We start from the raw sequence: 23483 nt of genomic DNA on the forward strand, positions 1-23483 counted from the left end.
AATCCATTATTTTAGCGCTTACGGCTAAAACTTGAAGATGAGTATGTCATCTCAATGACATTTCAACTTGATGCAGGGTTAAACCATTACTTTAGCGCTTACGGCTAGAGCTCGACGATGAATGTGTAATCCCAATATCAATTCAACTTGATGCAGGGTTAATCCATTATTTTAGCGCTTACGGCTAAAACTTGAAGATGAGTATGTCATCTCAATGACATTTCAACTTGATGCAGGTTAATAGTTACTAGCTCCACCTCATTATCAGTAAAGTTTCAATTCAGTCACTTTATATCTATCTAGCCACAGCTTTAATTAATCTTAGATGCTAAAGCAATTTTCAAATTTTTATGAGCTCGTTCAAAATAGGTCGGTGAAGTATCTATTGCTTGCTTAAATAAACTTATCGCTTGTTCGTACTTGCCTTCTAACATCAAAAAGTAGCCAAGATCATTTAATGCATCCGCTGTTGTCATGGTTTGTTCAAAACTTGCCAGTGCCCTTCTATAATTTCCTTGGCGGATATAAACCAAACCTAAATTCGACCATGCTCGGGTAAAACTCGGATCAGCTCTTAGTGCTTGCTTGAGATATGACTCTGCATTATCAAAGTCTCCCACAAGATAAAATGAATAACCTAAATTGGTAGCGATAATTGCTGATTGAGGTTGGAATGCTAGTATGAGTCTAAAATATGTTCTTGCTGCTTCATTGTTGTTTTCCAGATCTTCCAAAATAGCCAGTGCGTTATATACTCTTAAAGGTGATAGCTCATCTAAAGAAGTATAATCTGCTCCAGCAGCCTTACTCTTAATTGCCGATAATCGCTGTTGATCAAGAAAGATGGTTTTCTCAAGATGCTTTCTTGCCAATACATATTGCCGTCTATCTATTTCAAGAATTCCTAACTCTGCATTTGCTAACCTATGATCAGGGTTTATTGTCAGCGCTTCGTTATAGGCTTTTAACGCTATGTCTTTATTGCCTTTAGCAACGTGTATTCGAGCAATTTGATAAAATGTGTCAGCGTTTTGCTGATTGAAGTCTAATGCTTGTATATAGGCGTATAATGCTTTATCTAAATCGCCGGAGCGTTCTGCATCTTGAGCTTGATTAAGAGCCTCAATTTCTGATTGAGGTGATCCCCCGACTGCAATCTGAGATTTCCCTTGATACAAATCTTGACGCTGCGGTGTTTTTGTCAGTTCAAGATCCTCATCAACTGATGCACAACCACAAAGACTAAAACTAAGTATTGCCAGCGTGAAAAGCATTTTTAGGTCACGTTTCATCATTGACATATACCTCGCCTCTTGCTGAATCCAATAAAATTAATATATAGAATATTCATATTAAAAGGCTTGCCCCCATACTTTCATTACTTTAAGTACAGCAGGACCTACTGCGACAATAAAAAAGGACGGCCAGATACAAAACATCATTGGGAAAATCATTTTTACCGCCATCTTTGCAGCTTGTTCTTCTGCCTGTTGTAGTCTTTTGTCTCGATATTCTTCTGAAAAAACCCTTAATGTCGCTGCAATCCCTGTTCCTAAACGCATACTTTGGGATATTGCAGAGTTAAGCCCTTTAATGTCTTCTAAGCCCGTTCGCTCGGTAAATTCACTTAAAGCCACCCTAATAGTGAGACCTGCTCTAACTTTATTACACACTAACTCTAATTCGCTGGATAAATTAGGGTGGCTTAATGAAAGTTCGCGAGCTACACGTTGCAATGCTGCTAATAGCCCTAAACCCGCTTCACAACACACCACCAGCAAATCAAGTGCATCAGGAAAGCCGACACGTAAAGATCGCATTCTTTTATTCGCTAAGTAGGTTAAAACTAAAGAAGGCGCCAAAAAAAATCCCCCCATAATCAAACACACTAGATAAATACTGATCAATGTCGATAAATCCGGAAATATTTTTAAAACCACGATAGAAAGTACTGCACCTATTAGCAACAGTAGTAAACGTATCGCGCTAAAGATGGCCAATGCGCTATCGGAATGTAGCCCCGCATGAATTAACAACCGCCTTGTTTCATTATTTGATAAATTCAAAAATGGCACTTTGCCTAATTGGCCAATTCCATGCTCCAGGGTTTTATTTACCTCGTTATTTTCAACAGCCGAGCTTTGAGTATTAGCGCCAGAAATTTGTTGTAAGCGTTTACGCACAGGCGAGTATACCCCGCTTACTAACAACGAAATTGATAGAGCAAATGTAATACCGACTATCGCAGCAACAATGTATATCGCCCACTCAACATGTTGGGGATTGTCGAATGTCTGATTAATGAGTCCAAGTAAATAGTCCATATCACATATCAATCCTAATCAATTTACTGATCCAAAGGCCACCTAACGTCATCCCAATTGCGCCCCACATTAACAATGTCTTGCCATCTTCGGTGCCAGTCAGCTCTCCCACATAGTCAGGTGTTTGTAAATAGATAACAGCGAACAATACAAATGGTAATAAGATTAAAATCCACGCAGATAAACGTCCCTCAGCCGACAACGTTCTTACTCGACGCCTGAACATAAAACGTTTACGAATAACCTGTGCCAAGTTATCAATGTTTTCAGCTAGATTACCGCCGGTTTCTTTCTGCACCATCACCGCACTTGAAAATGCCATCGCGGACACACTTGGTACCCGCTCAATAAATCCAAGAATAGCCCTTTTGGTATCTTTACTGTAATTGATGTTGGCAAACATCAAGCTAAACTCTTTGGCTAATGGACCTTCCATTTCCTCTGTAACCAGTTTTATGGCATCAGAAAACGAGTAACCCGCTTGTAAAGCGCGCCTTAATACATCAAGCGCATCAGGAAAACTTGCCTCTATCGCATCCATTCTTTTTGCAATATCACGATTTAATTTAAAATAAAACAACAAGAACACGATAAACATTGCAAAAAATACCATCAGTGGTACACGAAAATACCACCAACTTACTATCCCCACTAATGTGGCAACAAATAAAGCTAAAAATAAAAATTGATGCCCTAAAAATCGATAATCAGCCAACTCGAGACGGTAACTTAAGTCTTCAATAAAACCGATGCTTTCTAAAGCTCGACCAATCTTACCAACTTTGCTTAATCGGTTTTTTCTCAGTAAAGAAGTCTCAAGTACACCATCACCAGACTCTTGGGATAGTTGCTGTAATCGCTTACGTACTTGGGCTGTATTAGCACGCTGCGGACTATAGACAGGTAAAAATAACGCCTGAGAAAGGAAAATTACGGCAATAAAAATTAAAACTAGGAAAATAATTTCATTGGAAGGCATAAAAGACTCCTAAAAATTAGCGAATGGGTCACCGCAATTAAATAGCTTAAATGGCAGATCAATACCATGCTGCTTTAATTTAGAATGGAAGTTGGGCACTACACCTGTGGCATTAAAATGACCAATAATTTGACCTTGTTCATCAACGCCTTCACGTGAAAAGCGAAATATCTCTGACATGGTTATGATGTCGCCTTCCATACCATTGATTTCTTGGATACTTATCACCCTTCTGCGGCCATCTTCTTGCCTTTCAAGCTGTACAACCAAGTCAATTGCCGATGCTATTTGTGTCCTGATATTACTCACAGGCATATCAAATCCGGCCATACAAACCATATACTCCAACCTGCCGAGGGCATCTCGTGGGCTGTTGGCATGCAATGTTGTTAGTGAACCTTCGTGACCGGTATTCATTGCGGTCAGCATATCCAATGCTTCTCCACCACGCACCTCACCAATGACAATTCTGTCAGGGCGCATTCGAAGGCAATTTTTTACCAAGTCACGTTGGGTGATTTCGCCACGACCTTCGATATTTTGTGGTCGAGTTTCTAAACGGACAGTATGCTCTTGCTGGAGTTGAAGTTCTGCTGAATCTTCAATGGTGACAATGCGTTCATTAGCTGGAATATAGCCCGAAAGCATATTCAGTAGCGTGGTTTTACCACTACCAGTACCGCCAGACACCAGTACATTTAATTTACCTTTAACTGCACCTTGTAATAACTCCACCATATCGGCAGTGATTGAACCAAACTTAATTAATTCAGGTGCGGTTAATTTATCCACTGCAAATCGACGTATAGACAGAGATGGGCCATCTAACGCTAGAGGTGGGATAATAGCATTAACCCTTGAGCCATCAGCGAGTCGAGCATCAACCATAGGGGATGATTCATCGATACGTCTACCGACGCTAGATACAATACGATCGATGATATTGAGCAGGTGAGCATCGCTATGAAACTTGATATTCACTTTTTCTAACTTACCTAGTCGTTCTACATAGACTCTGTCAAAGGAGTTAACCAAGATATCTGAGATAGTTGGATCGGCTAATAATGTTTCTAACGGGCCTAACCCCAAGACTTCATCAATAATTAATTTTATTAATTTCTTTCTAGACGTCAGATTGATTGGTACATGCAAATCATTAATAAGCCTTTCGCATATTTCACTAATTTGAACACGTGCTTGATCTGAAGAAACCGTTTCGATTAAAGACAGGTCCATTACGCTCAATAATCTGTCATATAACTTAATCTTAAGTTGCTGCTCTTCAATCGTTAGTGGCTGATACACGTCAGTGCTAGTTAGACTCGTTTGATTATCCATACTTTAATTTCCCATTAAACGATCCCACAAACTCGATGATTTTTTTTGTAGATTACTGTTAGAAGGAATTAACTCTTGGGTTAATTTTTGCAAATCTAAATACATTCGTTGTTTTTTAGCAATTGTTGTAATCGGTTTACCAATATCCACACATTCACTTGCTAACTTATAGTCATTTGCAACTACGTAAATCGAATCAATGCCAAGCGCTTTTTTTATATCATTTAACTTTATTTGAGTATTGGATTTATCATAACGATTAACGAGGATATGAATTCGGCTTCTTTCAATGCCGATAAGATTAACCAGTTGCTGTATTAACGCATTGACTTCTCTGATAATAATCAGGTTTTGCTGGGCAACAACCAAAATCTCTGCATTGCGGAGTAATTCAATATTCCAATATTCTGGTCCACGAGAGTAATCTAAAATGACTTGTTGATGATGCTGCCTGCATTTGGTTAACAGGTCATACATGTTCTCTAATTTGATATCGTTATTTAAATTTAATAATGAAAACGGCGCAGCTGCTAATAAATGTAACGGCCCGATGGATGTCATTGCGCTTTTTAATGCAACCTCATCAAGATCATCTAACGCTTGTAATGCATCCGAAAGATAATAATTGGGTTCCACCCCAAGAATGTGGGCTAAGGCCCCGTGATGCAGATCTGTATCAAGAAGCGCCACATCAACATTACCAAGTTCTGCTGAAATGGCCGCTAAGCATGAGGATATAAAGCTCGCTCCTGAGCCCCCTTTACCATTTATCACAGCTAGAACGGGTGCTAGCTCTGCTTGATCACTTTGCTTTACAGCTATTTGCTTCAGTGCATTGAGTAATTCTACATCTGGAGCATCAAGAGGAATAAAATCGCTTACACCAAATTGAAATGCATGACGAAGCACATTTTGAGGTGTGTCCTGTCCCAATATAATGACATCGGTTTGATAACTGGAGGCACAAGCTAACACTTGTGTTGCTAACTCTTCGTCGTTAGGTATAACAAGTAATATCAAATTAAATGGCTTACCAGTGACATCGACATTTTTACTGCCGCTTAAATCTGACGTTTTTTCCCAGTTTAAATTGACACATTGTGTCAAATTAGCCTCTATCTGAGGTAAAAACGCCTTTTGTGCGTTAATTAACAGCACATTAAGTGGCGAGGACATATAAAAATCCATTAAGTCACCTGCTTTTGAAGGAGCACTTGATGTTGTTGAAAACAATTCTAGTGGTTTTTCCATTTAATCAACCTTTGACTTACTTCTGTCAGTCATATATTTACTATAGTCGTTAATTTTATTAATAAAGTTATTTATTGACATACCGTCGTTCCTCCAGGAAATACACCAAGACTTTCCCGTGGAAGGATGGTGGTAAATACTGGTGAATTTAAGTTGATAGATAACCCAGGTACCCAAAAATTAAATTGATAATCTTTTATCTCAGCCTTTACCAGTTCAATATCAGCGCCAGTAACAGGGATGCCAGTACGCGATAAATAGCTAATATCAAGGTTAGCCGCTGATAAATCAGGCACTAACTTGGCGCCGTTAAATAATGCTAAATTATCGATATTAGTGATTGGCTGACAAACGATAGCCAACCTTGCAGCTCGCCTCGATGCTTCTTGTAAAACACTATAGGTGTATAGCAACCTACCAACTTCTATCGCGCTAAACAGCAATAGAAAAAATACGCCGGCAACAATGGCAAACTCAACTGAATAGATCCCTTTTACACGTTTCATAATGCTGTCACCGCAAAGTGGGTGTTCAAATTAAAGCTGAGATCGACATCATTACCGATACCCAGTGAAACCAACTTTTCGCCGAACAGTGGCTGCCAATTATAAGACACCGAAATAACCAACCTACGGCTTCCAGCTGGAGCTTCAGTAATGGTTATATCGTTGCCTGATAACCCGTTCAAACGCGGCGTTGTTCCAGTATTTGTGGTGCCATAAATTAATAGGTTTTTAGTTTCAGCAATACAATTTCCGCACTCTGCATCAATAAATGGAAAGGGTAAATTGCTGGTCTGGCGAGTATCTGCATGAGCAGCTAAATAGACTCCGGCATCACGTACTAATTTAGTCAGGGTATTATATTGATACAAAAACCGCCCTAATTCTGCGGTGGCAAAAATCAGTAACAACATAAAGGGCAAAAGAATAGTCATCTCTACCGCCGCTACGCCTTTTTGTGATAAACGCTTCATACCAATCTCCTAGGAATCAGGGCTATCGGGATCTCTATACAGCACAATCGTATAATTATTGCTAACAAAATTAGGATCAACGGACGCATTACCAGTGCCGGGACACTCACTCACAAACTCACCAACCACAAATGACTCTTTCCCACCTTTGTCGACATCCTGAACCAAGAAAAAACAACCTATGGTTTTCACTTCGATATTGTTTCGTCCATTAGTCAAGCCATCGCAAACACCTATGACTACAGGCATTGCACGTCGATTATTTGCTGCGATATTGCTATCAATACAACTATTGGTGTCGTTATCGGCTAGATATTGAGCATGGCTATAATAAGCCGCTGTCGGGTTGTCAATATTGCCATCGCCGTCGAGGTTAATGCGGTCTCCTTGACAAATGTTCCTATCCCTTGGGTGATCTATTGAGTTCAGCCCTCCTCCTTGCCATTTACCAAAACGGGTATTAATCCCTTGGGATACCGGGCCCACTTTATTGCCCGGCTCGGTAGGAACAATATCGCCCGCTCCAATACAAGAATTAGGGGTATATTCACCAGCAAGCGAGGAGCGCAATATATCCGCACCAGTGCCATCTAGAGCAAGCAGCTGAAAATTACCAGGGCCGATAGCAGGGGCATTTGCTTGTTCAGCGCCTGACTTCATGGCATACAAACTATTGGTTGCAATGCCGTAGGGGGCGGGAACGGTTACACCATTAGCATTAGTAGTGGTAAAATTTGGATCATCATTAACCGCGCACACCAACAATGGAACCAGCCTGTTATTACAAATAATGTCGGTACTCCGTCCTGCTACAGCGGAAGCTCTGACACGTTTATTAAAGCTTAGCAACTGTGCAAAAAAATTATCTAAGCCGACATCTTCGACTCTGACCCGAACATATTCACTGCCTTCAATTGACACGGGCGTAAAAGGATCTGGTAATACAGAAAACTCGACGACTATGTTATTCGTTACCGCATTATTGCTGTAATTGGTTGGCGAGAAACTGATATTAGTTTCAAGCTCATTATTTTCTTTAAATGCCATATTTTGCGACAACATGCTTACAGCAGCTTGACGGGCCTCAGCAAGTGTTGCTCCACCATCAAGTACCTTAGCGGCATGTAATGCCGATGCATCGACTGCATTTTGAAGTCGACCTTTACTCAGTAGCAAATGGCCGCCATCGAGTGCTAATGCCGCAACGGCTAATAATGAAAATAAGCCGATGGTAAACATCACTAAAATCGCACCGCATTGACGTCCTTTGCCACTAAAGATTCCCTTAGAATGACAATTAGTCGTGCTATACATTGCAACCCCCAATACTTATGGCTAATCCATGATGATTGATGATGAACCCATTTCTTTTGCACTAATGGGGGCTTCGCTACTTTGACGGTATTTGAGCATCACCTGACGACCGTAATTTCCTTCAAGACTTAATACCAAACCGTCGTTTCTCTCTGAGGCATCAGGATCAAGTATCTGCACATTTTTTAACTGGTGATAACTGTCATTCATAGTGAAATTATGGACACTCTCACAAGCAGATAAGAGCAAGACCATAGAAAGCAATACAACCTTATTTATCAAAGTTGTCCTTAAATTAAAGTAACTCATATTAAACGCTCCAATCTAAAGTGAGTGCCCATATTTTTGTTGGGTACCACTATTTTCAATTTTGACATTAGACATCACGGGTTCGTATGGCGTATCAACTTTCTGATCAGGCTGTTCTTTAGTTGAAATCTTACCGAGTAAATAAAACTCCATATCTGATGGAGAAACAAATCCATCGGTTGGTAGCGCGATATCCTTTTTGTTAAAAGGCCGAACAAGTCTTGGGGTCACTAAAATTACTAATTCTGTTTGGCCACTTCGGAAACTTTTACTAGAAAAAAGCTGACCTAAAACAGGAACATCACCTAAACCAGGAACCTTATCAATATTCTCACGTAAGGTGTCACTGATAAGGCCACTGATGGCAATGGTTTGTCCATCAGCTAATTCGACCGTGGTAGCAGTACTACGTTTAACCAGCGATGGAACGACCATAATTGCCGAAGTATTGTTGCTCTGTATTGAAACCGCGTTAGCATTACTGACTTCACTCACCACGACATTTAAATTTAAATTTATCTGCCCTGAATCTAACACCGTAGGAAGAAATTTAACCCCGACACCGAAATCACGATATTGAATTGTGGTGCTGCCATCGCTATCAGGGACCGGAATAGGAAACTCTCCGCCTGATAAAAATTCAGCGGATTGGCCGCTCATTGCGGTTACGTTGGGTTCGGCTAATACTTTCGCTAGACCATTTTGCTTGGCTACATCTAAAGCAAAATTCATTAGCAAATCATTATTTATGTATTGGGCAAAAAAACCTTTACTGAGTACACCGCCAATACCAGTGTCAACAACACCACCGCCGCCGCCAACAACACCACCTGATAGCTTATCCCCTTGATTGAATATCAAAAATTTAGAATCAAATTGACGGGCAACTTCTCGTTGAACTTCAGCTACAACCACCTCAAGCATCACTTGATGGCCTCCGCCAATCGTCATCATATTCAGCACGGTACTTTTAGGTTTCCCTACTGTAGGTGCTGAATCGACATAGGCTTGTGCTAACTCAACCGCCGTATTCATTTTCTGTAAATTCGAGGCTTGTCCACTTAGCAATAGCTGTCCTTGAGAAGTTTGAACCGCTAATTTTTCTGCTGGTAAAAATTCATGTAAGCGTAATTTTAAGCCATTCAAATCATGAGTCACTTCAATATCCATTACGCTGGTAAGCACTTCGTTTTTGTCCCAAACCATGATATTTGTGCTGCCCAGTTTTTTACCCAATACATAAAGCTCATTTTTAGGTAATAGCTTTATGTCGGCAATATCAGGATTACCCACTGACACTCGATGAACAGACTTAGGCAATACCAATACTCGAGATTTAAAAATGGGAATGAGTTTTAGTTCTTTTTCACCACCAATTGGCCCACCAGCCAGCGCTGATTGGTGCAACGATATCGAAATGACTACTAATAATAGGCACCCTAGCTGCCAAAGCTTGCCTGATGAATGCAGCATATCCGTCTCCTTTTCAACCTTTAGGTTGTATAAATTAAGTTTTCAAGTGACTAATTATTGACCTTAATCTCTTGTTCATTCATCCCTTTAAGTACTAGCACCTTGGCTTTAGTATTAGACTGAACAAATACAACTTTCTCTAATGGTGTGGAGGACGGCGTAACCTCCTCCAGCTGAATAGCCTTGGTCATTAACACTTTCTCTTGAAGCTTGCTATCCTGATTTAGCGATGCAACCTCAACTTGTGCATTATCATTAGGGTTTCTTAATGCTAACTGCAGTGAGCCACGTCCTTTAGCAATTAACAGCAGTTCAGCTTGCTCCATGCTTAACTCCAATGTCACCGCACGCACTAACATTGGCTTGTTTTCATCATTTGAGGCTTGCTGATCAATGGCTAAAATCTTGACATTGGACAGCACGATATCGGTTTTATAGTTACCTTCTTTATATAGGTTAATTACATCAACTCGATTACCGGGTAATAAAAAACCCGCAACCCCGACAACATCATTGACCCTAATGGTAACGGCTCTCATGTTATGTTGAATAAGGCTAGCTAAGGTACTTCCCTCACCTTTAGTCGTCAGTTTTTCATGACGTAGAATTTCACCAGAGTAAAGTTTTTGATTAACTACCTTTCCTTCAGCGTCTTCAAACTTAGTAACAGACCCTTTTGGCGCTATATCTTCAGGCACAGTTGTTAGCACCATATGTTTCCTATCAATGATGGTTCCCATTGGCACCAAGCTAGATAGAGTCACTACCGTAGTAGTTTGACCAGCATGATTCATCGGGGTATTAGACTTGAGCCAGTTTTGAGCGAGGAAAACGGCAATCGCACCAAAAACTAGCGACAAGACGATGAACATTATCGTTTTGCTATTCATAGTGAACTCCTTATGTTAACTATAAAGTGCTATCTTGTTGTTTATTATACGAAGTAAATTGACCAAGCTGAGTCAATGAGCGACTGAGTTACTACTGATTCAAGTTTCATAAAACAAATTTGATCTGACATGATCCCAAGCAGATCTCGTGGGTAACAGGGAATGAGAGGTTTATGGTATTTAATATGATACTCCCTGATGAGGTACTCATAATTCGCATCACTACAAACAAGACCTAAATCATCACAAACCCGGAACCAAATCTTTCGGTATAGTTCACTATCTAAAGCGTCAAAATGAATTTTATAACCAAGGCGACGTAAAAATGCTTCATCAACTAACTCTTTAGGATCAAGGTTAGTAGAAAAGAGCAAAATCAATTCAAACGGGATTTCAAAATGCTCACCAGACTGCAGGCTTAAAAAGTCTCGGTGTTCTTCCATCGGAATAATCCAACGGTTAAATAATTGCTTTGCGCTAATACGTTGGCGTCCTAAATCATCAAGCAGCAAAATACCATTGTTGGCTTTGAGCTGCAGTGGTGCCATATAAGTGCGGCTATGGGTATCAAATTGCACTTCCAGCATTTCCGCTGTGAGTTCACCACCAGTGATTCGAAGGGGACGCTGGCATTTTATCCATCTTGGATCATGACCACTGTTCAAATCTAATGGATTATCTTCTAAGTCCACTTCACTACGGTGATGCAATTCGGGGTCGTACACCTGAATAATTTCATTACCTATAGCAATAGCATAAGGAATTAATACATCATCGCCCAAGGTTAAATTAAGGTGACGACATAGGTAACTTTTACCCGTTCCTGGTGGACCATAAATCAATACAGGCCGACTCGAGTTCATCGCAGGGCCAATCTTAAAGAGTAAGTCTGCAGGCAAAACCAGATCTTTAAGCCCTCGCTCTAACATCTCATAGGTTATCGGGCGCGCTCGACTCGATTGTTGTTTACAAATAGGAATATATTGCTTAAGAGGAATAGGCGCTAAACCTAAATAACCACTACGACTAAATACCAATTTCGCATGAATTTCACCGGTATGGCTTAATGCATAACGCATCTGTCCATCAAGGGTGGTTTGACGGTTTTCAACCCAACCCAATTTCTTGGCGTTATCCAGTAACTGTTGCAAAATACCGCCAGTGATACCAATTTTGGCCACCATCTGCTCTTTAGTGAGTACACCTGAAGTAAAAATATGCTTGGTAACCAGATCAAGTAATAAAGATTCCGAAAGCCCTGTCGCTTCGATGGTGATAGGTTTAGGGGCTAACTTATTGGCATCTGTGCTATGCATAGCTTCTGCGGGGACATCATCTGACGGTATGTTAAAATTCGCTGGGTTATTTGATTCAGGTTGCAACATATCAGGCCTCCATTCCTAAATAATGACTTAGCTGAATATACACATTCTGTAAGTCATAATTTATGCTACACGCTACGGCCCAGCCAATGGCTAATGCTGGCGCATAGGGGACCTTTTGACCTGCGGCTTCGCCCATTTCTGGTTTAAAATAGGTTTTACAGTAAATACAATCCCAGTAACGTTTAAGCGTCTTTGCTAATCCAGCCAGCCCTGTTCGCCATACTACGAGTAATAAACTGGTGATAGAGCCTGCGACGATGCCATACAAAATACTCCAAAGCAGTAACTCTGGCCCCATCAAAGCGCCAATACCCATCATCAGTTTTACATCTCCAGCCCCTAGCACCCGTATCACAAATACCGGAAAAAGCATTAAAAATGCCAAGCCAAAACCAAAGCTTGCAAGCAACAAACCATTCAGCTGTGCGTAATAACCATTAATGGCAAAACCAGTAAAAATAGCAATTAAACATAATAGATTGGGTATACGTTGGGTCGCTAAATCTGAGGCTATGGCAATTAAAAAGAACAGCCCAGCTAAACACAACTGCAGTAAGAGTTGGTATTCACTCATGGCGTCAACCTGATTCATGGGAAGTTGATAAGATAATTGCCCAGCTAAACTGCGAATCTGGGCAAATTTATAGTTATAAATTAAGTGAAGTCGCTAACTACCAGTACAATCTGCACTGGCACCATTCACTGCTGACGCTAAACACTTAATTTTAGTTGTCGCGTTATCACCTAACAGATTAAACGCTGCAATCATGCCACCGACCACTAAACCACCAGCAATAGCATATTCAACAGCAGTCAAACCGCTTTCGTCTTCTATAAAGTCTTTCAGTATGTTTGTAAGGTTCATAATATTCTCCTAACAGCCAAATGAGGCACCATGGTGAATATGGGTATCCGTCCCTTAACTTGATCCTTATCGCAGTGCCATTGTTTATTGCCAACTGCTAAATTAAATTCGATTTTAAAAGCAGTCTGTTAACCAGCAACCTGAACAATGCACCACCAACACAAGATAATCACATCGCTATTACATTGCCGCTACATTTAAAGGTAGCAAAGTATTGCTTTTTTAGTAGGTGACATTGCAAATATATTTAAAAATAGCTAATTCTTCTATGTTTACCACTTTCCATAGTAGTAAAGTATAAAGGTGATACTTTATTGATCTAGATCAGCAAAGTGCAGAAGGTTAAATATAGAAATTTGATGATTATCTTCAAGTTAGATAAATTACAATATGAAGGAGCTCGCCATTTTAATATCCTCTGTATGAATATTTATTAGAAACAGCTAAAAGCGCTACCTTTATTTAATAAAGCAGCTCATGTAAACAATTATGATTAATCTGTTAAATAAAGCATAGCCTCAAACTATGCAAGTATTACGGTAGATTTGAGTTAAGCTGATATATATCTGGGCGTAATTGTAAAATGCCTTTTGCATCAATCCAAGTCGTTAGGTAAGTCATCAACACAGGTAGTGGCTTTGATAACGAAAAATACTTTGGATGCTTGCGCTTTAAAGCGCGATCGATAGAAGAGGATGCTTGATTAATATGTCGATCCAATAGGTAATTAACTAAACCACGGGCATTTTCTAGCCGCACACAACCATGACTTAACGCCCGCTGCGAATGTGAAAACAATGATTTTGCAGGCGTGTCATGCAGGTATATTGCTTCATCGTTGGGGATTGAAAATCGATACTTGCCAAGGGAGTTATTCGCGCCTGGTTGCTGTACCAATCGATATTCAGTTAACAAACTGGCGACTTGCTGGCGCGGCATGTTTCCTATAGGCAGTACTGCAGAACCACTTGAGGATACCTTACGTAATTCAAAATCATGACTGGCTAAATAACCTGGTGATAGGCTCTGTTTAGGCAATAATTCACCATAAACAATACTAGCAGGTGGCGTCCATGTGGGGTTTACGGTAAGCAAGGTTAATTGGGTCTGCATAGGTGGTGTCGGGGTTGCTGGTTTGCCCACTATAACTCTCATGCTCATGACGCTTGTCTCATGTTCCATCACATGTAACTGATATGATGGAATATTTACCCATATATAATTGGGTGGGAGTTTAGCCGGTAATTCAAACCAACGAAATAGAGCTTGTCGCATTTGAGTAATACGCTGTGATGGCGGTACATTTAAGGCTTGTAATGTTTGTTTATCTAATTTACCGCTGGCGTCAAGACCGTGCCTTAATTGAAAATGTTTAATACCATTTGAAATTATTGGATCATATATCGCATCACGATAGCCATTAGGCTCCTTAGGTGGAATATCCTCTAACTGTGTGAGCATCCATCTCAGTTTAGCAATATCTGTATTTCGCTGCCCTAATCGAAAATGTATTTGAGTGATTGATGGCCAAACATAGGCTTCGAGTTGTTGATATTGCCTAATTTTTTCACGGAGTAATATCACCTGCTTATGCTCAGGCAACATACTTGCAAGCAACTGCGGTAATTGCTGTCGGTCTGATGCTAGATGCAACTGTTCAAGGCTGAGTAATTTTTTATTACTACCTTTGACTGTTGTCTGATTCAGCATATTGATTAAAAACTGTGAGTAATGGCGATCTAAATCACTTAAAGAATTGTTATCTGTCATCGCAAACAAAGTCGAATCTTTATTACTAACCCCCATATCCTCGGCTAAAGAAAATAGCTTTGTTGCAGTAGGTTTGGGACCTTGCTCATTAAACCAAATCAACGCTGTATTACTATTAAGCGAGGAAAGCTGTTGTTGAGGTAGATTAAGATTTCGATCATCTTCTACAGCGGCAAATAAAAATTCATTAAAACTGAATAATAAACAGGTTGTAAAAAAGAAATTTTTAAATAACGAAATGCTGTTCAACACCGTGCGATTAACCACGTTATAAAAATAACAATCAATAAGACCGCTAAGTAGATGTGATTTCATAGCACCTGAACCCTAATATAATTATGCGTAAGCATAACTTCTCAGATTAATATCATAGGCTAGTAACGTGGTGTAGCCATAGTTCAAGGTTTAGTACACTACAGGCTTTATAACAAGCATTCAGACTAATTAGCTTCTTTGTAACCATTTTAATGACTATTTTTAAATTGTTTATCCATTATTAATCTATACTTTGGTTATTATTTTCCACTTTGAGTGACCCACTTGCACGGGTCTTTTACATCTGATGAGTTAATAAACGGATATGTTGAAAACCAACCTTAGTACAGATCATTTTATACAAGTGGCATTAATCGCTTTGATCACTCTATTGTTATTGCTAATCATCTATCCTGCATGGACTGTTGCCAATGCTCGGCTGGCGCTTAAAACAGATAAAGAATCAGGGGCAACATTGGCCGAACGATACCTTATTCTTGGTGATTGGCCTTCGGGTAATGAAGATATGTTACTGACTCATTTCAAGGATTTTCAAATTAACATCGACTCAACCGCTAACCATTCATCTCTCAGTAACATGTCAGCATCTCAATTCAGCCAAATACAAGCTCAATCAAAAATGCAGCATCAAACTAAACATGATGTTCAAGGGCTACACCAAAACAAAAATGAAGCGTTAGATTAAAATGACTCGGAATTAAACATAAGAGATAAGCCATGCCTAAAACCGTAACAAGCAATGCTAAGCTTAGCGTCCCATCAATCTCTTTGATGCGCACGTATTTTAGAACACTGGCGGTATTAATTTTTCTTATTGTGATTGCATTTAACTATAAACAGTTAATACAAGACCACTCCCCCTTCTCTATTGCTAATGCGATGACACATATCAAAACTCAGCACTTGTTCAGTAAAGGCTTACTGTACGATCTTAGTTTCTTCGCAGCTATGGTCATATTGCTACATGCCTGTTGGGCTGCAATTATTACCCTCTCATGCCGGCCTTGGTTTCAGTATTGCCACAATGACAATATTAAGACACAGATCTGGATTGTGATCCTACTACTCCATTGTATTCTTGTCGTTGCGGCAAACTCATATTTATACCCCACCTCTTTGTTGGGGATATTTCGTGGCACAATATTAGTAGAACCTTGGCTACTTTGGGGGCTGTTTTTTTTACTCCTAAGTAATTTTATGTATGCCCTCTTCAGCAGCTTATCTCCCCATAAAACCCTTGTTTTAATTAGCCTATTAATTGTTAGCATTGGCTTTGTTAATTTCTTTAATAACGACACGCTTTCAAGCACTAGCAAAGCGGTTAATAAGCTTCCTAATATTTTTGTTATCGGTATTGACGGGCTGCGCCCTGACCACCTTGCACACAGAGGAGCTGATAATTCAATAGCACCAAAGCTCAATCAGCTATTAGCAAAATCATTAATTTACGATAAAGCTTATACACCACAAGCACGAACATATGTGGCATGGATGGGTATATTATCGGGACAATACCCTGTCAATAATGGAGCAAGGTTTAACTTAGCCCCACCTGAATTAGTGAATAAAGATTTGCCGCTCCTAAACTCACTTTCAAGTAAAGGGTATCAAACAACCTATGCAATGGATGAGCGCCGCTTTAATCAAATAGATGAGCATTATGGCTTTGATCGTGTTATTGGTCCCAAAGTTGGGGCCGCTGATGCCATAATCGCCAACGTAGCAGATATCCCCCTAATTAACCTTGCCATCAACACCCCAATTTCTGGCTATATGTTTCCCTATTTATATATTAATCGCGCCTATGGTAAAGCCTATGATCCTATGCGGTTTAATCAAGAAGTGCTCAATGCGTTATCTGTCGATACGCCCAATTTCTTAGCGGTGCATTTTTGTCAGCTACATTGGCCGTTCACTTCAAAAGACTTTATTGAATTGGATAAATCACGCTGGGACGGTAACTACAATCATTATATGCATCGAGAATTGATTAAAACAGTAGATATACAGATAGCCAATTTTATGAGCGGCTTACGCCAACGTGGCATGTTAGAGAATGCCATAGTGTATCTACTATCAGACCACGGTGAAGGTTTTTTATTAGCTCAAGATAGATTGACTGCGGCAACGGAAATACAAAATAACAATAACAACCCTAGCGATAAAATTGAAAAACTCAATGTAGCCGCATGGGGCCATGGGACCAATATCTTGTCTCAGGAGCAATCACAAGTATTGCTTGCAAGTTTGCGATATCGCCATAGCGAACCGATTAACCACACAGGTAAGGTGCCAGGGTTATTCTCTCTTATTGATATAGCACCAACTATCGTGGCTAGTTTAAAATCAGATTCGACAAATAATGATTGGCAATTTGACGGTATAGCGCTTCCACAGATGCAGACAGATTTAGATGATACGCGATTTGTTTTTGTTGAGTCTTCACTGCCTGTTCGCGCTATCAATACCAGCTTCATCGATGATAATAAAGTCATGTCAGAAACCGCTTCACAATATGAAGTAAGAGACAATGGCCGAGCGGTAATGAAACCCGAGTTTTATAAAAAAAATATCGCTTTGAAGCAGCGCTCTGTATATGAAAATCAGTGGCAACTCGCCATGTTGCCTAAGGTTGAACGGCTCATTTTAGTCAATACTGACACTATGCAGTGGCACAACCTAGCCAACTATCAAGGCAATGCCCCGTGGCAAAAAATGTTAACCGCACTCTGCGAACATTACCAAGCTGATTTGGTTAACATGCCAAAAACGCCATGTCAGAATTCATTGGATTTATACTCTCAATTAGAGAATTAATGATGAGTTTGCAAGGCAGTGGGATTAAAGTAATTTAGTTAAAGCGTAAACAGACTTAACGCGCTTTATTAATTACCTAAACCGTTAGGTCTATGGCAAGGTTCCAATGAGAAAACAACAAGGCTAGCATGGGCAATCTAGCCTGTTAGTTGCATTTTATAAGTATTTATTTGCTTATTATAAAATTTGCTCTAAATAAGCTGGCACGTCTGCAATACTATTTACTACCGCAGTGGCTTCACTTACCCCAGCTTCATCAACAACTTTACCGGTTTTAACTAAAATCGATGTTAGGATGCCTGCCGCTTTAGCAGCGCGCATATCATCGGCTTTATCACCCACCATGATAGATTGACTCATATCAATTTTTAAAAATTCTGCAGCACTATTAAGCATACCGGGTTTAGGTTTGCGGCAATCACAATCTTGTTTGTAATCCCCAAGGCCTTTTTCTGGATGATGGGGGCAATAATAGATACCGTCCAACTCCACACCTTTATCAGCAAAGTTCCAATCCATCCATTCAGTTAAATGGTGAAAATCATCTTCACTATACATACCGCGAGCAATACCAGATTGGTTTGTCACCACCACGACCATGTAGCCCATTTTTTTAAATGCTAAGCATGCTTCAAACACACCTTCAATGTATTCAAAGTCATCAACCAAGTGCACATAGCCTTTATCGATATTGATAACGCCGTCACGGTCTAAAAAAATGGCTTTATTCACGGTACTACTCCTAAAATTTCAATTACAGTGATTATCCCACTACTTAGTTAAATATGCACATGTATTATAAAAGGAAGATTTTTTACATCGATACTTTATAATAACGCCAGTAAAGGTTACCCTTCCGTAGATATTTTGTGACAATTATAAGAAGTAATGAGTCAAATAACGCCAATAATTCATAAAACTCGCACCCAAGCTGTAGTAGAAGTTTTGAGAGAACAATTACTTTCTGGCTATATCAAAGCGGGTGAACCGCTTAGACAGTCAGCAATTGCTGCGCAACTTAATGTCAGTCGTATTCCTGTTCGTGAGGCTTTAGTACAGTTAGAGGCTGAAGGGTTAGTCAAGTTTGAAGCCCATAAAGGTGCCACTGCGACAATGCTTTCTGTTGAGCAGGTCACAGAATTATTTGAGCTACGCGCTATGATAGAGAGTGATTTGCTTGCAAAAGCAATTCCTAATCTACAAGATGATGATTTTGAGCGGGCTGACAAGGTGCTAGCCAAACTCGAGTCGGCTTTTAAGCAAGAGGACTCAGTTGCAACTTGGAGCGAACTCAATATTCAGTTCCATACGTGCTTATATGAAGCCGCTAATCGACCTCATACTCTCGAAGTTGTCCATGGTTTAAATAATAACTGTGATCGCTATATCCGTTTACAGCTACTTTTAACCGGTGGAATACCAACGGCGGAACGAGAGCATCGCGAACTCTTCGAATTGTGCAAACGCAAAGATATCGGCAAAGCGACCAAATTATTACAACAACATATTTTACATGCAGCAGAAGCCATTAAGGCACTTGTGGTCCAGCATTTAAAGTAGGTTTAGTGGGGAGTAACAGTCCCTCTATTAAATGAAGACATTTTATTACCAGATTATTTTTTAATTTTTATTTGAGAGATCACCACATGCAGTATGCTCATATTACCGGCTGGGGAAAATGTGTCCCACCAGCAACTCTGACCAATGACGATTTAGCCACATTTATGGAAACGTCAGACGAGTGGATTAAAACTCGTACCGGGATCAGCGAAAGACGTATTAGCCACGTAAATACCTCAGAACTTGCAACCGTTGCAGCGCAAAATGCGTTATCAGCGGCAGGTATTGATGGCAGTGAGATTGACTTAATCATCTTAGCAACAGCAAGCCCTGACACTTTAATTCCAAACATTGCTTCAACGGTGCAAGCCAATATTGGTGCAACTTGCGGCGCGTTTGATATCAACGCGGCCTGTAGTGGCTTCTTATACGGTCTTGGTCTTGGTAGTTCAATGATCAAAAGTGGTCAAAATAAAAAAGTGTTGGTTATTGGTGCAGAGCGTTTGTCTTTTTACCTTGATTGGTCTCGCCGTGAAACCGCTGTATTATTTGGTGATGGCGCCGGCGCGGTGGTATTAGAAGTAAGCGACCAACCAGGCGGTGTTTTAGGTTACGAGTTAAATAATGACCCTGCTGCGCGTGATATTTTAGCCTCTGGTTTTGGTACCAAAATGGATCGCTTTGATTCATCTTCTTTAGACTTCTTCATTCATCTAAATGGCCAAGAAGTGTTTAAACGCGCGATTCATGGCATGGGCGGTCTAAGCACTAAAGTGCTTGAAAAGTGCAATATCAATAAAGAAGACGTTGATTTTGTTATTCCTCATCAAGCCAATGAACGTATTATTGATACCTTAATCGGCCGCATGAAAATTCCAAAAGAAAAAGCCTTTGTTAATATTGCAAAATATGGCAATACCTCGGCAGCCACTATCCCTATTGCGATTTGTGATGCTCTTGAACAAGGTAAGTTGAAAGCAGGTCAAACTGTTTTATCATGTGCCTTTGGCGCGGGTTTAACCTCAGCGGCTGCATTAGTTAAATGGGGTGAGCGTACTACACCGATTAACCCACCTACAGCCGAGCTCCCACCTTGTGAAGTCACTGCCTTAGAGCTTATCAAGCCAGCTGTTGATTTCTTCATGAACAAATCAAAGTAAACTCAGCTTGCTAAACCATTAAACCAGCCTTGTGCTGGTTTTTTTATATCTATTTACTGGATTTAAACTGATTTGATTAAGTTCAGGCTACTGCCTTTATATACTAATAAATTGCGCCGCCTTCATGGTTTTACTGTCGCCAATAGAGGCTATTTGTGCCACAAACAATTCGGCGCACGCTAGTGCATCTGTGAGGGCATCATGGCCATAATAAGTCGGCAGACCGTATCGTTTTCGACAAGCATCCAGTCGTAAACTACCTTCTTGCAGCACATCATGTTGGCGTAAAAGTCGTTGTTTTTCTATCGCTAAGGTATCAATAAAAGGCAATTTAATGCTTCTTTTATAGACTTTTTCTAAATGGCTTTGGATAAAACTAATGTCCATTGGTGCATGATGAGCTAATAAAATTGAGCCTTGAGTTTGTGCAAGCAACCAGGCCATGGCTTGTGTTAGTGATAACGCTTCTGTTAAATGATTATCGATAATCCCGTGCACAGCTGCGCTCTGTCCTACACTTCCATCGATTGTCACCATCACTTGCAGGGCTTTTGATAACGGAATGGCGCCATGCTCAATCGGCACGATACCAATACTGATTATTTGGTCGTTATGAGGATCTAACCCGGTCATTTCTAGATCTATTGCCATAATCGGTAGATCCGCAATCGTAGCACTAAGGCATGGCTTAACGCTCGACTGGTAAGCCGCAAGCTCGTCTTTTTGACCGAGAAGTTCTAACTGTAAGCGCGTTTTAAGCCATAACTCATTCACTAAGTTGTTTACTCCACACTATTAACATCACAAGCTAAATTAACATCACTGGCCAACCCACATAGAAATACCATTAATAACTTCGCATAAACTTCATTCTTAAGCCAGATTGCGCATCATGAACCACTTTAAAAGCATCCCTGAGTTGATGTCGCAATAACGATGACATTTGCTGCGGTTTTAAGTAATTGGTGACTTCTTGTTGTTGTGTATGCTGCTGACCTTGATTTGATAACCGCATATGCGCAATAAACTCTAGTGCATCAGCTAGATTAAGGGCATCTTTACGGTTAATGATATTGGCTTCCATCAATGCTCGGATCCGCTTAGGCGTATTCACTTCAGTAATACCTGCACTTAAAGCATACACTCTGGCGATATCGTTGATTAACGCTACGCCTTTATGTTTCAAATCCATACCTTTTACTTCACTGCCGTCACGCTCTAACACAAACTTTCTAAAAAAGCCTAGCGGCGGCGTTTCAACCAGTGAGTTACCCGCCATTCCAGCAAGAAAAATATCATTATCTTTGGTGTTGCTTAAGACGTGCTGTTGTAACTGATCAAATAAATTCTGCGGCCCATAAACGGAGCGCATATCAAAAAAGATACTGGCATGCATTAAGGCTTTAGGTTCGGGTGATAGCACCCATTTTTCAAAGTGTTGTTGCCATTGGGACAGTGACAAACGCCATTTGGGGTTTTGCGCCATAATATCCCCGGGACAATATATATAGCCGCATTGATCCAGCCCTTTACAAACCGCATGGGTTAAGGCGTCAAAATAGCCTTTTGCATGCTCATCAGGCTCATGGGCCAGCAAAATACCGTTATCTTGATCTGAACAGGCCGCTTGATCTTGCCTGCCTTGTGAGCCAAACGCTAACCAGCAAAAGGCCATTGGCGCTTCACCTAAAATTTGCTGATTTAAAATAATTAATCGCCGGGTTAATGCATCAGTAACCGAGGTTAATACCCTGCCCACTTCTTCAGCTCGGGCATCTGCACTGATTAGATTTTGCAGTAATACCGGAATTTGTTTACTGACATTGATCAGGCTATGGATATTGGTTTGCCGCTCGATTTCGCCGATTAATAACAAGGGCTGTGAACTCTGGCCGCGTAAAATATCAGTACTGGTTAATATCCCCACCACATTTTCTTGTTCCATAATGGGTAAGTGATGAATGCCATGTTCACTCATCAACAGCATTGCTTCAAATACTAAGGCGTTAGCTTCAAGTTTGGTGGGATTGGGAGTCATCGCTTGATGAACCGGCAAATTGCCATCAAAGCCTTCAGCAAGCACTCGATTACGTAAATCTCGATCGGTAAGAATACCAATCAATTGCTGATTATCCATCACTAGCACTGATGACACTCTGGCTAAACGCATTTTTTTCGCCGCCTCACTGACACTGGCATTACAATTTATAATTAGAGGATCGGCAGACATTAAACTATTGATACGATTGGTTGTGGTTAAGTCTTTTGCTTTAAATCTAGCTTGATGACGCATTCTTCTGGCAAAGGCACGATTAAAAAAGCGATCGAAGCTGCGGCTTTCACTACGCAAAAAATCAAAGGTTTCGGGATCTAAGTGATACACCAAACTGTCTTCTAAAATCTGCACTTGGTTACTGACTTTTTCACCAGATAGCAAAGATGGAAAACCAAAGTAGTCTCCTTCGCCCAACCTATCTAATAACTCACCTTGATTGTCTCTTACTTCAAATGCGCCAGAGCGAACAATATAAAGTTGTGGATGACTGGCATCTAAGGGCACTACAGCCGATGCTTTACTGTAATAACCAATGGTGATTTGCTTGCAGCAGCGCGTTAAATTTGTCTCTGAAAGACTATCAAATGGTACTAACTCTTTAATAAATTGAACAATGGGTTGCAGTTCACTGGCATCTTTCATCGCGGGCCTCTTACTTACTGCCAAATCATTTTCTGTCTTATTAATTTAATATACGTAAATTATATTGAGGCTGATATTCGACCAATGGCCATAAGTGG

22 protein-coding genes are annotated in these 23483 nt (G+C 40.3%); 4 read left to right on the forward strand and 18 right to left on the reverse strand.

Features of this window, described 5'->3' with window-relative positions; genetic code table 11:
* Nucleotides 1–311: 311 nt before the first annotated feature.
* From Q4546_RS06090 to Q4546_RS06160, 15 genes are all read right to left on the reverse strand, one after another.
* Nucleotides 312–1295 carry a lipopolysaccharide assembly protein LapB gene (locus tag Q4546_RS06090; RefSeq protein WP_102476117.1) on the reverse strand — a complete coding sequence of 328 codons (984 nt, stop codon included), beginning with the start codon at nt 1293–1295 and terminating at the stop codon, nt 312–314.
* Nucleotides 1296–1352: 57 nt separating this feature from the next.
* Nucleotides 1353–2324, reverse strand: coding sequence for a type II secretion system F family protein (locus tag Q4546_RS06095; protein WP_303445912.1), 972 nt, complete (start codon nt 2322–2324; stop codon nt 1353–1355).
* A gap of 1 nt (nt 2325) precedes the next feature.
* Nucleotides 2326–3303, reverse strand: a complete 978-nt coding sequence (locus Q4546_RS06100; RefSeq protein WP_303445913.1) for a type II secretion system F family protein — start codon at nt 3301–3303, stop codon at nt 2326–2328.
* A gap of 9 nt (nt 3304–3312) precedes the next feature.
* Entirely contained in the window at nt 3313–4641 is a 1329-nt protein-coding gene (locus Q4546_RS06105) for a CpaF family protein (RefSeq protein WP_102476111.1), read from the reverse strand.
* 3 nt (nt 4642–4644) lie between these two features.
* On the reverse strand, nt 4645–5892 hold the full coding sequence (locus Q4546_RS06110) for a pilus assembly protein CpaE (RefSeq protein ID WP_102476110.1): 1248 nt from the start codon (nt 5890–5892) through the stop codon (nt 4645–4647).
* Nucleotides 5893–5963: 71 nt separating this feature from the next.
* Complete coding sequence (locus tag Q4546_RS06115; protein ID WP_102476109.1) at nt 5964–6398, reverse strand: TadE/TadG family type IV pilus assembly protein; 435 nt, start codon at nt 6396–6398, stop codon at nt 5964–5966.
* A complete protein-coding gene (locus tag Q4546_RS06120) occupies nt 6395–6868 on the reverse strand; it encodes a TadE/TadG family type IV pilus assembly protein (protein WP_102476108.1) in 474 nt (157 codons plus the stop codon). The genes Q4546_RS06115 and Q4546_RS06120 overlap by 4 nt, the downstream gene beginning before the upstream one ends.
* Before the next feature lie 9 nt (nt 6869–6877).
* Nucleotides 6878–8182, reverse strand: coding sequence for a pilus assembly protein TadG-related protein (locus Q4546_RS06125; RefSeq protein ID WP_303445914.1), 1305 nt, complete (start codon nt 8180–8182; stop codon nt 6878–6880).
* Between the two features lie 21 nt (nt 8183–8203).
* The gene (locus Q4546_RS06130; RefSeq protein WP_102476106.1) at nt 8204–8437 is read right to left on the reverse strand and encodes a hypothetical protein; all 234 of its coding nucleotides are present in this window, start codon (nt 8435–8437) and stop codon (nt 8204–8206) included.
* Between the two features lie 69 nt (nt 8438–8506).
* Nucleotides 8507–9964 (reverse strand): type II and III secretion system protein family protein, encoded by a 1458-nt coding sequence (locus Q4546_RS06135; RefSeq protein WP_303445915.1) that lies wholly within the window; start codon nt 9962–9964, stop codon nt 8507–8509.
* Nucleotides 9965–10014: 50 nt separating this feature from the next.
* A complete protein-coding gene (cpaB, locus tag Q4546_RS06140) occupies nt 10015–10854 on the reverse strand; it encodes a Flp pilus assembly protein CpaB (RefSeq protein WP_303445916.1) in 840 nt (279 codons plus the stop codon).
* Nucleotides 10855–10898: 44 nt separating this feature from the next.
* Nucleotides 10899–12239 (reverse strand): AAA family ATPase, encoded by a 1341-nt coding sequence (locus Q4546_RS06145; RefSeq protein WP_303445917.1) that lies wholly within the window; start codon nt 12237–12239, stop codon nt 10899–10901.
* Nucleotide 12240: 1 nt separating this feature from the next.
* A complete protein-coding gene (locus tag Q4546_RS06150) occupies nt 12241–12813 on the reverse strand; it encodes a prepilin peptidase (RefSeq protein ID WP_102476103.1) in 573 nt (190 codons plus the stop codon).
* Nucleotides 12814–12906: 93 nt separating this feature from the next.
* Nucleotides 12907–13104 (reverse strand): Flp family type IVb pilin, encoded by a 198-nt coding sequence (locus Q4546_RS06155; RefSeq protein WP_303445918.1) that lies wholly within the window; start codon nt 13102–13104, stop codon nt 12907–12909.
* Between the two features lie 534 nt (nt 13105–13638).
* Complete coding sequence (locus Q4546_RS06160) at nt 13639–15189, reverse strand: murein L,D-transpeptidase (RefSeq protein WP_303445919.1); 1551 nt, start codon at nt 15187–15189, stop codon at nt 13639–13641.
* A 265-nt stretch (nt 15190–15454) separates the two neighbouring features.
* Here Q4546_RS06160 and Q4546_RS06165 point away from each other — a divergent pair, with 265 nt between their 5' ends.
* A complete protein-coding gene (locus Q4546_RS06165; protein WP_102476100.1) occupies nt 15455–15835 on the forward strand; it encodes a hypothetical protein in 381 nt (126 codons plus the stop codon).
* A gap of 32 nt (nt 15836–15867) precedes the next feature.
* Nucleotides 15868–17967 carry a sulfatase-like hydrolase/transferase gene (locus Q4546_RS06170; protein WP_303445920.1) on the forward strand — a complete coding sequence of 700 codons (2100 nt, stop codon included), beginning with the start codon at nt 15868–15870 and terminating at the stop codon, nt 17965–17967.
* A gap of 177 nt (nt 17968–18144) precedes the next feature.
* Here Q4546_RS06170 and gmhB read toward each other — a convergent pair whose 3' ends face one another.
* Nucleotides 18145–18699, reverse strand: a complete 555-nt coding sequence (gmhB, locus tag Q4546_RS06175; RefSeq protein WP_102476098.1) for a D-glycero-beta-D-manno-heptose 1,7-bisphosphate 7-phosphatase — start codon at nt 18697–18699, stop codon at nt 18145–18147.
* A gap of 156 nt (nt 18700–18855) precedes the next feature.
* Between gmhB and Q4546_RS06180 the strand changes: the two genes are divergently transcribed.
* Entirely contained in the window at nt 18856–19527 is a 672-nt protein-coding gene (locus tag Q4546_RS06180) for a GntR family transcriptional regulator (RefSeq protein ID WP_102435764.1), read from the forward strand.
* 86 nt (nt 19528–19613) lie between these two features.
* Nucleotides 19614–20687, forward strand: a complete 1074-nt coding sequence (locus tag Q4546_RS06185; RefSeq protein ID WP_102435766.1) for a ketoacyl-ACP synthase III — start codon at nt 19614–19616, stop codon at nt 20685–20687.
* A gap of 96 nt (nt 20688–20783) precedes the next feature.
* Here Q4546_RS06185 and Q4546_RS06190 read toward each other — a convergent pair whose 3' ends face one another.
* Nucleotides 20784–21461: an exonuclease domain-containing protein gene (locus Q4546_RS06190; protein ID WP_241900982.1), complete on the reverse strand. Its 678-nt coding sequence runs from the start codon at nt 21459–21461 to the stop codon at nt 20784–20786.
* Between the two features lie 73 nt (nt 21462–21534).
* The gene (locus Q4546_RS06195) at nt 21535–23385 is read right to left on the reverse strand and encodes a DUF294 nucleotidyltransferase-like domain-containing protein (RefSeq protein ID WP_303445921.1); all 1851 of its coding nucleotides are present in this window, start codon (nt 23383–23385) and stop codon (nt 21535–21537) included.
* Nucleotides 23386–23483 lie beyond the last annotated feature (98 nt).

Source organism: Shewanella sp. 4_MG-2023, assembly GCF_030548015.1.
In the GTDB taxonomy this organism is placed as follows: domain Bacteria; phylum Pseudomonadota; class Gammaproteobacteria; order Enterobacterales; family Shewanellaceae; genus Shewanella.